This window comes from Gilliamella sp. Pas-s95, from assembly GCF_009795795.1.
GTDB classification, from domain to species: domain Bacteria; phylum Pseudomonadota; class Gammaproteobacteria; order Enterobacterales; family Orbaceae; genus Gilliamella; species Gilliamella bombicola.
On record NZ_WTFC01000011.1, the window covers coordinates 1 to 13,761 of the forward strand.

At 35.9% G+C, this 13,761-nt stretch carries 12 protein-coding genes; 7 read left to right on the top strand and 5 right to left on the bottom strand.

Annotated elements, in window-relative coordinates:
- Positions 1-336 precede the first annotated feature (336 nt).
- On the top strand, positions 337-1,533 hold the full coding sequence (locus GQ598_RS04260) for an MFS transporter (protein ID WP_160402500.1): 1,197 nt from the start codon (positions 337-339) through the stop codon (positions 1,531-1,533).
- 61 nt (positions 1,534-1,594) lie between these two features.
- Here GQ598_RS04260 and GQ598_RS04265 read toward each other — a convergent pair whose 3' ends face one another.
- Positions 1,595-2,464, bottom strand: coding sequence for a neutral zinc metallopeptidase (locus GQ598_RS04265; RefSeq protein WP_160402501.1), 870 nt, complete (start codon positions 2,462-2,464; stop codon positions 1,595-1,597).
- 221 nt (positions 2,465-2,685) lie between these two features.
- On the opposite strand from GQ598_RS04265, the gene GQ598_RS04270 reads away from it, so the two are divergent.
- Complete coding sequence (locus GQ598_RS04270) at positions 2,686-3,597, top strand: DMT family transporter (protein ID WP_160402502.1); 912 nt, start codon at positions 2,686-2,688, stop codon at positions 3,595-3,597.
- 311 nt (positions 3,598-3,908) lie between these two features.
- Positions 3,909-5,414, top strand: coding sequence for a glycine betaine/L-proline transporter ProP (gene proP / locus GQ598_RS04275; protein WP_160402503.1), 1,506 nt, complete (start codon positions 3,909-3,911; stop codon positions 5,412-5,414).
- A 129-nt stretch (positions 5,415-5,543) separates the two neighbouring features.
- On the opposite strand, the gene GQ598_RS04280 is transcribed toward proP, so the two are convergent.
- Positions 5,544-6,071: a DUF4865 family protein gene (locus GQ598_RS04280; protein WP_160402504.1), complete on the bottom strand. Its 528-nt coding sequence runs from the start codon at positions 6,069-6,071 to the stop codon at positions 5,544-5,546.
- A 107-nt stretch (positions 6,072-6,178) separates the two neighbouring features.
- On the opposite strand from GQ598_RS04280, the gene GQ598_RS04285 reads away from it, so the two are divergent.
- Positions 6,179-6,916, top strand: coding sequence for a LysR family transcriptional regulator (locus tag GQ598_RS04285; protein WP_160402505.1), 738 nt, complete (start codon positions 6,179-6,181; stop codon positions 6,914-6,916).
- Between the two features lie 17 nt (positions 6,917-6,933).
- Here the strand turns inward: GQ598_RS04285 and GQ598_RS04290 are convergent, their stop codons facing one another.
- A complete protein-coding gene (locus GQ598_RS04290; RefSeq protein WP_160402506.1) occupies positions 6,934-7,800 on the bottom strand; it encodes an AraC family transcriptional regulator in 867 nt (288 codons plus the stop codon).
- Between the two features lie 276 nt (positions 7,801-8,076).
- Between GQ598_RS04290 and fsa the strand changes: the two genes are divergently transcribed.
- The 3 genes from fsa (at position 8,077) to GQ598_RS04305 (ending at position 10,296) form a co-directional block, all read left to right on the top strand.
- Complete coding sequence (gene fsa / locus GQ598_RS04295) at positions 8,077-8,739, top strand: fructose-6-phosphate aldolase (protein WP_160402507.1); 663 nt, start codon at positions 8,077-8,079, stop codon at positions 8,737-8,739.
- 151 nt (positions 8,740-8,890) lie between these two features.
- Positions 8,891-9,697, top strand: a complete 807-nt coding sequence (locus GQ598_RS04300; RefSeq protein WP_160402508.1) for a siderophore-interacting protein — start codon at positions 8,891-8,893, stop codon at positions 9,695-9,697.
- 17 nt (positions 9,698-9,714) lie between these two features.
- Positions 9,715-10,296 carry an ACP phosphodiesterase gene (locus GQ598_RS04305; RefSeq protein ID WP_091349927.1) on the top strand — a complete coding sequence of 194 codons (582 nt, stop codon included), beginning with the start codon at positions 9,715-9,717 and terminating at the stop codon, positions 10,294-10,296.
- A 22-nt stretch (positions 10,297-10,318) separates the two neighbouring features.
- Here the strand turns inward: GQ598_RS04305 and GQ598_RS04310 are convergent, their stop codons facing one another.
- Both GQ598_RS04310 and ilvY read right to left on the bottom strand, forming a co-directional pair.
- Entirely contained in the window at positions 10,319-12,559 is a 2,241-nt protein-coding gene (locus GQ598_RS04310; RefSeq protein ID WP_160402509.1) for a 3-hydroxybutyrate oligomer hydrolase family protein, read from the bottom strand.
- 106 nt (positions 12,560-12,665) lie between these two features.
- Entirely contained in the window at positions 12,666-13,568 is a 903-nt protein-coding gene (ilvY, locus tag GQ598_RS04315) for an HTH-type transcriptional activator IlvY (RefSeq protein WP_160402510.1), read from the bottom strand.
- Positions 13,569-13,761 lie beyond the last annotated feature (193 nt).

Genomic DNA, 13,761 nt, shown 5'->3' on the forward strand with positions numbered 1-13,761 from the left:
GCAGTTGGGGCAAACTATTGCAGATGCGTTGTTGTGGTTTAAATTCGTGGTTTATTTTGATGTGGCAAGATTTCGGACGTGGTCAAGATAGTTGTTTTGAACACGAAACGGCAAACGTCCGAAACTACTACACCTAATTCATTCTATGCACCAACCAAAAAAAAGTCCTTATTTCTTGCTAAAAAACAGTCAGAAAATGTATTGATTTTATTGAATTTTTATATGTTGATTTTTAAAGCAACACTCTTATATCCAGATTATTCCCCCTTTGAATTTTATTACTTTTACGCCGACTTTAAGTATATAATCAACAAAAACTCATCTATGGATTGTTTTATGGCTAATGTTTCTTCCTTTCGCCGAAGTCAAGGTGTTATTTTCGTCGCTTTTTTATTTACTACTTTTATTGTTGGCATTGCCGGTGCTTTACAATCCCCCACTTTAAGTCGGTTTTTGACCTTTGAAGTAAAGGCCGATCCCCGTTTAGTTGGGCTCTTTTTTTCAGTGAATGCATTAGCAAGTATCATTGGAAGTTTTTTATTGGCTAAATATTCAGACAAAAAAGGTGATAGGCGGAATATTGTTATATTTTGTTGTTTGATGGGGGTTGTTAATAGTGTGATATTTGCTTTTTCTAGGCACTATTATATTTTAATTACACTTGGTGTTTTGTTTGCCGCTTTATCATCTGCCGCTATGCCACAAGTTTTTGCACTTGCCCGTGAATATGCAGTAAAAACGGGGCGTAATGTTGTAGCATTTAATTCGTTAATCCGAGCACAACTTTCTTTAGCATGGGTGATTGGTCCTCCTCTTTCATTTGGTTTAGCTATCCACTATGGTTTTACCGTCATGTACCTAAGTGCGATGTCTATGTTTTTCGTTGCGATGTTGTTTGCAGCCTTTTTTTTACCTTCGGTTGAAAAAAATCCCGTCTTACAAATTGATAATACGATTGATATAAAATCAGCTAACCAGTCGCTATTTAAAAATAGGAATGTCGTTTATTTATTGCTTTCGACTGTATTTATGTGGACTGCTAATATGATGTATATCATCGATATGCCACTTTATGTGAATTCCATATTACATTTATCCGATTCATTACCTGGGAAATTAATGGGATTAGCGGCAGGCATTGAAATTCCAGCTATGCTTATTGCGGGCTATTTAGTGCCTGTTTTGGGTAAGAGAAATTTGTTTTTCATCGCTATCATTTGTGGTTTGCTGTTTTATGTTGGTATGATTTTATTTACTGACGAATTTGCATTATTTGCTTTGCAACTTTTTAATGCACTTTTTATTGGTATTGTTGCAAACATTGGCATTATCTATTTTCAAGATCTATTACCAACAAGAATGGGGGTTGCCTCAACATTATTTAATAATGGTATCATTTGTAGCACTATTTTAGCGGGAATTATTCAAGGATTTGTTTCTGAATCTTATGGGCATGAAATTATTTATTGGATTGCATTTGCTATGGTTGCCATTTCATTACTGTTTTGTGCTTTGGTTAAGGATAAGCATTAATGATGGGGATTGGCAAAGTTGTCTTCCAAATGGTGGAAGACAATTTGGGGTTTTTTGACGTTTATTCTGATTCTGCAAAAGTGTTGCATTGACTAATCGAGCCGTTATCGAATCCTTGTTTAAACCATGTATAACGCTGTTTTGATGATCCATGGGTAAAGCTATCGGGCATAACATAACCGCCACTTTGTTGTTGCAGTCGATCATCGCCAATGGCTTGCGCTGTTTTTAATGCTTGTTCTATATCGCCAACCTCAAGAATGTTCTTTTTTTTGCATTGCGTTGCCCCACCCCACATTCCTGCGTAGCAATCTGCCTGTAATTCTAATTTTACCGATATTTGATTTTTGACGGTGTCTGATTGATCTTGCGTTAGTTGTGCAACTTGGTTAAATGTTCCAAGTAAATTCTGTACATGATGACCAATTTCGTGGGCGATGACATAACCTTGCGCAAAATCACCGCCGCCACCAAGGCGTTGTTTCATCTCTTGATAAAAGGAGAGGTCTAAATATACTGTTTTATCTATATTACAATAAAACGGCCCCATAACAGCTTGGCCTGTGCCACACGATGTCTGGGTTGAGTGAGTATACAGCACTAATTTAGGTGGGACATAGGTTTTGCCTAAACGTTGAAATTGCTCGCTCCAGTAGTCTTCGGTGCTAGCTAATATGACCGAAGTGAATTTGGCTGCTTCGCGGTCATCTGCTGTATATTCTGAGGAGGTTTGCTGTGTGCTGTCTGAGGTGGTTAGGTCGGAACTGAGTAATCCAGTCAAATCAACACCGTAATAACCCGCTACTAAAACGACAATAAATAAAGCAATTTTGCCTTTACCTTTAATTGGAATTGCGGTCCCCATTCCACTGCTTGATTGTGAGCGGCGATCTTCAATATTGTCACTTTCTCTTTGGTCTTTCCAGCGCATAAGAGGCACCTTGTCAGTTTTTATTTTGTTATTTTAATGGATAATGATGAAGGATACTAGGTTAAGTCAATGCTATCGCTGTAATGTGGAAAAATAATGATGAGCTAAAATGATATAGGTAGGTAAAGAGTATGGTTAAATCGGTTATTTTCTTGCTTTATTTTAGGTATATAATATTGGTAAATTCTACCGTATCTTCATTCTAATGTCAGGGGCTTGTTATGCCGTATCTATTACTTACGTTGGCTGCTTGTTTTTGGGGCGGGAACTATGTTGTTGGACGTGTTTTGGTGACACAAGCCGATCCTATGGTGATATCTGAAGGTCGTTGGGTTATCACTGCGGTGTTATTGCTTTGTTTGTATCACCATCAAGTGCGTAATGATTGGGTTAAGATTAAAAATTCAGTTGGGTCAATTTGTTTGCTGGCGATTTTTGGTCAGATTTTATTTCCTTTAACGTTGTATGTGGGATTGCAATATACCTCGTCGCTTAATGCGTCAATTTACCTTTCTGCAACTCCTGGCATGGTTTTAGTTATGAATAAATTGTTATTTAATGATTCAATTTCAAAAAATAACATCTTAGGTGTGTTGTTTAGTACAATGGGGGTTATTTATCTTATTTTACAAGGGAATTTAACTAATTTAAATTCATTGAACAATATCAATCAAGGCGATCTATGGGCAATGGCATCGGCAATGAGCTGGGCTTGTTATAGTGCCTTTTTACGTTTAAAAGATAAATCTATTGCCGGCAATGCTTTTGTAACAGTTAGTGCGGTATTAGGTTCTTTGATGTTACTACCTATTGCTTTAGTGTATTTCTATTTTTATCCTGTTGAAAACCTAGCGCATTATACTGATGCTAGCTTTTTACTTGGGTTATTGTATATTGCCATTTTTGCTTCTTGGCTGTCTTATCTATTTTGGAATAGAGGTATTGCTGAAATTGGCGCAAGTCGTGGGCAGATCTATACCCATATTATTCCTTTATCAGGTGGCGTTTTTAGTATTTTATTTTTGCATACCGAAATCGCTAATTTTCATATTATCAGTACATTGTTTATTGTTATTGGTATTTATCTTTGTTCTAAAAAGTCGACGGTTCGTAATTGCAGTGAGCAAAAGTAGCATTGGGCTATTTAGTTGTTGCGTTTTACTAAAGTGGGATATTTTGTTATACTTGGTACACAATTTTCATGAAAAGGAATTGTTTCACAGCTATCAAGTCGCAATATGGCTAGCCGAAATCACTTATCCGTTTTTGCTTTTTATTGTCCTCTTTTTATTTTGTTTTATTTGATTTTGCATCAATTTTTATTAGTCCTTTAGTGTATTTTTCTGTGTAATATCGCTGATATTATTTTTACATCACACAATTATATCATTGATGTTACCTCTTTATTCCTTTTCTTTATTTGAATTTAAATAGGCGGTATGTTATGAAAAAAGCAATAAGATTTAAAAGGAAGCCATTAAATATTAATGATATTACCATCATTGATGATCATAAATTAAGAAAGGCAATTATCGCAGCTGCGCTTGGCAACGCTATGGAGTGGTTTGATTTTGGTGTTTATGGCTTTTTAGCTTATGTTTTGGGGCAAGTGTTTTTTCCTGATGCATCGCCAAGTATTCAGGTAGTAGCTGCTTTGGCGACTTTTTCGGTTCCATTTTTAGTTCGCCCATTAGGTGGTTTGGTGTTTGGGGTACTTGGTGATAAATTGGGGCGTCAAAAAATTCTTTCTGTCACAATTATTATCATGTCATTAAGTACGTTTTGTATTGGGCTGATTCCTTCTTATGCAACTATTGGTATTTTTGCACCGCTTTTATTGTTACTCGCTAAATTGGCTCAAGGGTTTTCAATTGGTGGGGAATATTCAGGTGCGGCGATTTTTGTTGCAGAATACTCGCCAGACCGTAAGCGTGGTTTTATGGGAAGTTGGTTAGATTTTGGCTCAATTGCCGGATTTTTAGTTGGTGCTGGCTTAGTTGTGCTGTTATCAAGTATTCTTGGCGAAGTAAAATTCCAAGATTGGGGATGGCGAATTCCGTTTTTGTTTGCATTACCATTGGGATTAATTGGCCTGTATTTACGTCATGCTCTAGATGAAACTCCCGCATTTCAGCAACACACCGATACATTGGATAACAATGAGCGCACAAACATTGCTAATCCACCCCAAATGACCTTTAAAGAGATATTCACTAAATATTGGAAAAGTTTATTTGTTTGTGTCGGATTGGTGATTATTACCAATGTGACTTATTATATGTTACTTACTTATATGCCAAGCTATTTATCGCATAACTTACATTATCGCGCAGATCATGGTGTATTAATTATTATCGCAATTATGATTGGTATGTTATTTGTACAACCAATGATTGGTTTGATTAGTGATAAAATTGGGCGAAGACCTTTTATTGTTGGTGGTAGTTTTGGTTTACTTGTCCTTGCTTATCCTGCATTTATGATGATTAACAGCGATGTTATTGGACTTATTTTTATCGGATTATTGATTTTAGCTGTACTTCTTAATTGCTTTACGGGTGTGATGGCTTCTATTTTACCAGCTATTTTCCCAACAAGTATTCGTTATAGTGCTTTAGCTATTTCCTTTAATATCTCTGTACTTATTGCTGGGGCAACGCCAACTGTCGCAGCGTGGTTGGTTGAGGCAAGTGGTGATTTGTATATGCCTGCTTATTACTTAATGGTGGTTGCAGTAGTTGGGTTAGTGACTGGCTTAAAAATGAATGAAACTGCAAATAAACCGCTTCGAGGTGCAACACCTGCGGCATCGGATCGCTCAGAAGCCAAAGAAATTTTATCTGATCACTTTGATTCGATAGAGCAAAAAGTCGAAGATATAGAACAGCAAATCGATACTTTAAAAAAACAGCGACAGGATTTGGTGGATCAGCATCCTAAGTTAGATTGATTTTTTTGATATCGATTGATTATGGACATTTTAATAATGTAGGATTTTATGAACACTGATGTTATGCCCAAGCAAAGAGGGGAGATCATCCCCCCCTCTTTTATCGTTACTCAACGTCTATTTTGAAAATTAGTTATCTAATGAAAGATGTAAAACTTGATATAAATTTTGATTGGCTTTAGTTGGTTTGTCTTTAAAAAAAGTAAATATAGCATAAGCCCATTTGTCAGGATTATAAATTACTACTTGACCTGTATAATATTGATATTTAGGAATTCTAAAATCAAAATTATTTAATTGTGCTTGAGCAGGAATAATGAAATTTTCTTCTAATATGTATCTGCTTTGAGCAAAATTATCATTTAATTCAATTTTAGTCGTCATACCAATATTGATATTTTGCCAACCGAATGACGCAATGATATTGTCGAAGTAGCCGTCAAAAATAAACGTATTCATACCTTCTGTCTGTTTCCAAATATAAAGTGGACAATAACTATTGCTTATATTGTCATTATCTTTTTCAGAAATTAGATAAGCTTTGAATAAAAGATCAGTAAAATGATCAGTTTTATATCCATTATCTTTAATCCGATTTTTGATGATATTCATATCATAGTCGGCGGGTAAATTAATTTTATATTGCATAGCTTGCATATTTTATCTCCTTTGAATGTTGCGTTTAGTTTAAAAACTTAATTGAGGTTTGAATAATTCTAATTTATGATTTGGGTATCAAAAAAAGTGATAGGTCGCCGTGCAATATGAACTTTAAGGGATTACAGATTTTTAAAACGATTTATGAGCATAATAGCCTTAATAAAGCAGCTAAGATTTTGGGCTATACGCAATCAAATTTAACGGCTCACTTAAAAAAGATAGAGCATGAGCTACAAGCACCGTTATTTGTTCGGGGTTTTGATGGTGTAAAACCAACCGAAAAAGGGCAACAGTTTTATCATTTTACTTTGCAAACTTTGGAGCAATTTTCGCAACTTAAGCACTCCTTTAAATCTAAACGTAAAACCTTGTTAATCTCGGAACTATTATTTCAATTAATTGTTATAGAGAATGCAAAATATCACATTGAATCAACTGAAATAGTTATTAAACGAACGGATGACATGTTGAATGAAATTAATCAGCATTGCTATGATGAGGTTATTACTTTTAATCAATTAAATCATCAAGACTATTGTTTAATAGCGAATCAGCAGTTACCTGTTGCTTTTTTGCAAAGTCAATCAGTTTTAGAGAATGATCATCTACCAATATTGATTAATAATGATGAGCATTGTCCACTGCGAGCAAAAACGTTAGCTTGCGGTTATCCACCTGAAAAACTAATTACGGTGGACTCGTTAAGTCAATTATTAAATCTTGTTGAAAAAGGGCAAGGTATAGCACTTTTGCCAATTTTTTTAATAAAAAATAAGTTCAAAACGATCAACAATAATCGTGACTTTATTCAATTTTATTGCTATCAACATTCTTCGATTTAATCCCGACAATAATCACGTTATTTTCGCAATAATTTACTGTGATACTGGCGACGATATTCTGTTGGAGAGCGCTCTGTTTTGTTTCTAAAAACTCGACAAAAATAGTTACTATCTTTAAAACCTGATGCCAGAGCAACTTCTTTTACATTCAGATCATAATCTTTCAATAACGATTTTGCATATTCTAAGCGAATATGGTTTAAATATTCGTTTAATCCTATTTTGCCTTCGCGTTGAAATAGATGTGATAAGTAATTGGGCGAAATGTAAAACATATTAGCTAAAAAGTCGCGTGTAATATTTTCACGAAAGTGGGTATCAATGTATTGGCGAATAGCTTCAAATAGGCTGGTGGTTTTTGATGATGTTTCGATCTCAACATTAAGTAAATCTAGTGTATTGCTGAGCAAGCTTTGAATCAGAAAGTATGCTGTTTGGTTTTGCTCCAGTGATTGATTTTGCCAATTTAGTTCTGTAAGCGCTTGAATGATAAATGTTCCCACTCTTGGACCCCGCCTAGGTTTGTTTACTTGTCCATGGGGGATTAATTGAGTGCCATCCCAGTGCAATAAGCTCATTCCAATTTGTTGTTTTCCAAACAAAATACTTAATGATGTAACAGGGGTTGTCCAAATGGGTTTGTTCCAGCTTTGAGCAGAAATATATAACAGATCATTAGTCAATAAAGTTTTTTCAATGGTTTTACCATCTTTATCCGCCCATAACATTTGTTGCTTTCCTTCTAATATGATTTCAATTCTGGGAAAGTTGACTTGGTAGGCCAGTAAAGGGGGATTAGCGCTGTTGTTGGCAAAATAGATGTGGTTAATAGTCTGTTGATGATTCACTAGTTTGGCTAATGCGTTATTGATAGATTCGGTCATAAAATTGTATTGACGATAAGTTAAGTAATGTGCAATTGTTTAGATTTTAGATGAATATAAAAAATGAAAATTAATTTAAATTGCTATTTTATTTAATAAGTTAATTTTAGTTTTTGATTATGTGATCTAAATCTCATTTTTTTATTTAGCGTACAAAAATCCAGTAAAAGCCAAGATCGTCTTCTAGGCCATTATGTTATTTTTTTTTACTATATTGGTTATGAAAATGGTGTTATACGTTAATTGATGATGGTTGATCCGAATTAGGAGTTAATTATGGAATTATATTTAGATACAGCCGATATTGCTGCTATTAAACGTTTAGCTAAGGTGTTGCGGATTAGTGGGGTTACCACTAATCCGAGTATTGTGGCAAAGTCTGGTAAGCCTATTTTTCCGATATTAGTTCAATTACAAGATGTTTTAGGTCCAGATAAACTACTTTTTGCACAAGTGCTTTCAAGTGATGCCGATGAGATGATAAAAGAAGCTCATCAACTTAGAAAGGCGGTACCTTCAATTGTGACAAAGATTCCTGTTAATGCCCAAGGATTGATTGCAATTAAAGAGTTAACTCAACAAGGTATTCCAACGTTGGGGACAGCCGTTTATGGGGCAGGGCAAGGTTTTTTAGGTGCGCTTGCTGGCGCTAAATATATTGCACCTTATGTCAATCGTATTGATGCTCAAGGTGGAAATAGTAAAGATACTGTGCTCGAATTGCAAAAATTATTAGATTTGCATTGTCCACAATCTATGGTGTTGGCCGCTAGTTTCAAAACACCAAGACAAGCATTAGATTGCATGCTAGCAGGTTGTAAGGCAATTACGTTGCCTGTTGATGTTGCTGAGCTTTTTATTTCAGATCCTGCGGTTGATGCAGCCATTGCTAAGTTTGATCAAGATTGGCGTAGTACTTTTGGATCGTTAACTTTTTAAATTTGATTGTCAATTTGATCTTGTTTGAAGCTTGTTTTATCAATTTTAGATGAAACAAGTTTATCTGTTTTTTCAATTGTAAAAATAGCATTGCTCTAACATTTTTTATTGTATGATGCACTTGACTACAATAAATATAAGGACTGACACGATGGATAAAAAAGAACAAAAAATTAAAATAGATAAAAAAGTTATTGTTAATGCACTATTAACAGTATTGAGTATTGAAAAAATATCGCCGAGTTTTATTCGTGTCCAGTTTAGTAGCAATAAACCTATTAATGTCAATCCACTATGGATTTGTCCTTATTTAAAATTACTTTTTCCCGATCCTTTAACTGGCGAAATTATATTTCCTAAGCTTGATAATAATAATAAAATCGTGATCGGTGATAAAGTACGTCAGCTTGTGCGTAGTTATAGTGTGCGGGAATTTGATCGTATCACCAATCAGTTTTTTGTCGATTTTGCCATTCATGACTCGGGTTTGGCTTCTGTTTGGTCGCAAAATGCTAAAATTGGTGACCAAATTGGTTTGATTGGCGCTGCAAGTAAATTACAGTTTACTGATGATTGTTTGGTTTTAGTTGGTGATATTTCTTCTGTGCCAGCTATTTGTTACACACTTGAACATCTTCCTAAAAAACAAAAAGCGTTTGCCTTTATTCAAGTTAATGACAAAAATGATATCGTGCCATTGGTTGATAGCGAACATATTGAAGTTAACTGGTTTGTGCAAGATGAGAGTAATCCCCATCAATTAGTTGATGGTGTAATGAGTGCGGATTTATCAGAACACGATAAACTGTTGTTTTGGGGAGGCATGGAATGTTCGTTGGCGCGGCTTGTTCGCCAGGCGGTTAAGGAAAAATATAGCCATTTGTCACCAGATGCTTTTCATATTACCAGCTATTGGCGCGAAGGTTTTGCCGAGGGCGAATTTAAGCATCGCGAATAACAAGTGTTGCTATTTTTATGAATATTTTGGCACATTTGCATTTGGCTACATTAGCGAGCAGTTCGTTAATTGGTAATACCGTGGCAGATTTTGTTAAAGGTGATCCTTATTTAACTTATGACTGCGATATTGCCGATGGCATTATGCTGCATCGTAAAATTGATAGTTTGACCGATAGCCTATTTGAAGTTAAGCAAGCTAAGTTATTGTTTAGAAAATCACATCAGCGAGTAGCTCCAATTGCGTTAGATATTGTTTGGGATCACTTTTTGTCAAAACATTGGGTTAATTATGGGTTACTTCCAAGTGTGGCTCAATTTAATCAAGTAACAAAAGTACATATCCAACCTTATATTAGCGCGTATCCTGCCGATTATCAGAATTTTATGAATGCAATGTGGCAAGGATCGTGGCTAGAAAATTATGCTTCTATTGATTTTGTTGGTGATGTACTTGGTGGCATGGCAAATCGACGACCAAAATTGTATTTGTTAAGAGAAACCATTGTTGATATTAAGCAATACTATGCGCAACTTGAGTCGTTGTTTTTTGTGTTATACCCCAAAATTTGTTTAGCGGTAAAAGATGGCATTGGCTAAAGTTGTTTTGGGGTATTGGTTGTTAATTTGGCAATATTAATTTGCCATCATTTTTTTGAATGATATCATTGCGACTTGGGGATTGCATTATTGGTTTTAAATTTTTGTCGGTTATTTGTGGCGCATAACCGCTTTTGCCCCCACGGGGTTTTGTATGCACCACTTGACTTACAGGTAGGGTTGCTTCTTTAGTTAAGTTAGCCCATAACCATTCGATAGCATCTTCACCATAATAATCAATTGGTAGTAGTGTGTTGTCAAATGGTGCTACGCCATCTAAGTAGCTTGCGTTTTCAACTTCGATATATCTTAGTTGTGATTGTTGGCCTTCAACCAAACTATTTAACGCGACATAAGGGCGCGATGTGTAGTCGGGTAGTTGTTTAACATTATTACGACCATGCACAATAAAGGTTTTTATGCCGTGCAAATTACCCGATGCCATAACTTGTTTTATGCCTTGATTAACGCGGGGCTCTTGTGACTTTTTATAGACGCAAATTGAACCTTTAGTGCCATAGTCAACCGTGTCTTTTGTTTGTGAACTAGAGTAAAATTCGCGCCTTGGAGTATTAAGATCTTCATTTTCAACTAGATCCAAAATCGTTGCATTATTCCCATTCCACAGCGGTAGATGCCCATTTGCCATTCCCCATACTTGTTCAAATGAAACTTCTTCTAATGGCGCCACTTTGCCACTGTAGTATATTGGGTTTTGCTGAGTACTTGCTACTGAAAAACCACACATGTTTTCGGTGACATCGTATTTGCCATAAGCGCTAATATATTGATAAGGTAGGCCAATTGATTCGGTATAGTAGAAGTATGGTAGCTGAATATCCATGTCTGGTGTCCAGCCATTTTTGTGGAGTTTTTCTAGCGCTTCTTCAGGAGTACCTTTGGTTAGCAATTTTGCTTTTTTTAGCGCATTACAGCGCTCTTGAGAATAAAGAAAATAATCTGCATAAGGCACATAAGAATCATCTTTATAGGGTTTTATTGCTGGAATCGCACAAGGTATATATAATGCACCATAAGCACTATAATTTGCAATCGATTTGGCTGCTAGTTTTTGTTGTGGCGTGTTGCCTATTTTTAGTGTAATCTGAGATTTATCTATATTTGGTTGAATTTGTGGATTGACTGCCACAATACCATCAATCATATTTTGGGTATCTAATTCGCCTGCTTTTAGTGCTGCTCCGCCACCATCGCTTGCACCGTACACTAAGACAAGAGTGTTATCTTTGTTGTATATTGTTTTCTGATTGGGTGAAAACATACTGTTGAGTTCATAAAAGGCAAATTCAATGGATTTTAGTACATGTTCTCCCCAACGAGCTTCGGCATTTTGTTTTGAGTGTAGTTGTTTGATGGCATAACGGTGGGGATATTTTTTGATGTATTTCTCTCTATTGTTAATTGATGTAGAAAATAAGATATTACTGTCTTTTACATCGCCCCATACAGTAAAGCCAACTTTGTGTTCAATGTCATAAATGCCATTACCTAAACCTTTGTCGTTATATACTACTGCGCAGTTGTGGCGAAGTCCCCATAATCCGCGAATTTGTACATCTTTAGCATTTAATATTCCGTCTGAATCACTAGCCGGAACGACAATAATGCAGGGGTTATTTTTATTAAAATCAATCGGAATTTGCAACAACATGCCGACACCGTCTTCTCGTTGTACGGCAGTTATTTCAGTACCTGTAACTTTACCATCAAATAAAGGAGTTAATTCTTGTTTTCTAAAGCCAAATAATGTTCCTTCGCCATTTTTTGTATCAATATAACGATTGAGTTTGGCTTGTCGTCGTTCTTGAAAGTGTGGTTTGGTTGGAATGGCAACTTCTGGTGTCACAATAGTTGTGGACAATGGTGTAAAACCAAGCCCCGCGGTGACAAGGTCATTTTCATCACCATCATAATAAGCCAAGGTACTACGAACTAGCCACTTTGGTTTTGTGATAGCACTACCAATTTGAGGGTTGTTATTGTTGTTTACATTGGTATTGGTTTCTGGTGTTGGAGATAAAATTGTGGTTGTGTTCTCACTTTTATTGGTGTTTGAACTAGCATTTGCTTTATTACTTGCATTTTTATTTTTGTTTGCATTGGTACTTTTTTTAGAAGTACTTGCTTTTGTGCTTTTGTCAGTTTTAGGCGCTTTTGTTGGATTGTTTTGTGCGGCCAATGGCATAGCGAAAGCGGAAAGAAGTATTAATGAGGCTAATGTTTTTATTGTTATCTGTTTCATTTTTAATTCCATTATAATGACGTTCAGCTATAGTTAATTGGTTGAGTAATACATTTATTATTATAGTTTTATTTCTTTTAAGGCTCGATTATACACTATATTTTTATTATTCGTTATTGGGTAAATTTAGACTGCTAATGTCCCAAAAAGCGGCGATGATTTTTTCTGATAGTCGTTTTTTTTGTACGCAAATACCGACATCAAACGGTTCCATTAAGTTGGTTGACCATTCGGTTATACGATCTTTTATCCGTTCAGGGCTATTGTCCATTACGACTTTGGGCAATAAGGCTACGCCACAGCCCAAAGCAACCATTGATACAATGGCTTCGTGTCCGGCAACTGTTGCATAGATTTTTGGGTTGGTGATTTTTCTTTGCTTGAACCATAAATCAATGCGGTGACGGCTTGGTCCATGTTCTGGCAATATAAAGGGGATATTATGCCAGTCTGGTTGTTTTTGATGTAATTTGTCGCTAAATGAGCTGTTAAGTTTAGGGATCAACAAGACCATTTCAATTTCACCAAATTTTAAAAATTCAATGCCGTTCGGGAGTTGTTTGGGTTTTCCAGCAATGGCTAAATCGGCTGCATTTGATTGTATCTTTTCAACTGCATCTGCGGCATCGCCCGTGGATAGTTTTATTTCCACAAGTGGGTAGTGGATCCTAAAGCGATCAAGTATTTCAGGTAGGTGGCTATAGGCGGCAGTGACAGAGCAAAAAAGAGTTAGTTCGCCAACAAGTTGTTGGTTCGATTGATCCAACTCGTGCTTTAGTTGCTGGTGTAGGTTTATGACCTGTTGAGCAAAGTGTTTTACTTTTTCGCCGACTTGAGTGATTTGTACTTGCCTATTGTCGCGAATAAATAGCGGGTGTCCAAAGTGCTCTTCAAGCCGTTGGATCTGTCTTGATAAGGTCGATGGGCTAACATGCATGGCATTCGCGGTTATGCCAAAGTGGCAGGTTTCGCATAAATGTAAATACAGTTTTAAATCACGAATGTTCATAGTTATGGTTAGTTCCGGTTATTGCGCTAAAATGCAGGATTTGTAGTTTTTTATTGAGAAGCCGTAAAATCATGCATTACTGATTTAGTGGAAATATTATGCATAGATAATCAAATAAGGTAAATAGCATTATGTGTAACATCAATGGCAAAATAGGCGGATACCTGCTAAAATGAGCGATTATTTTTTGTAG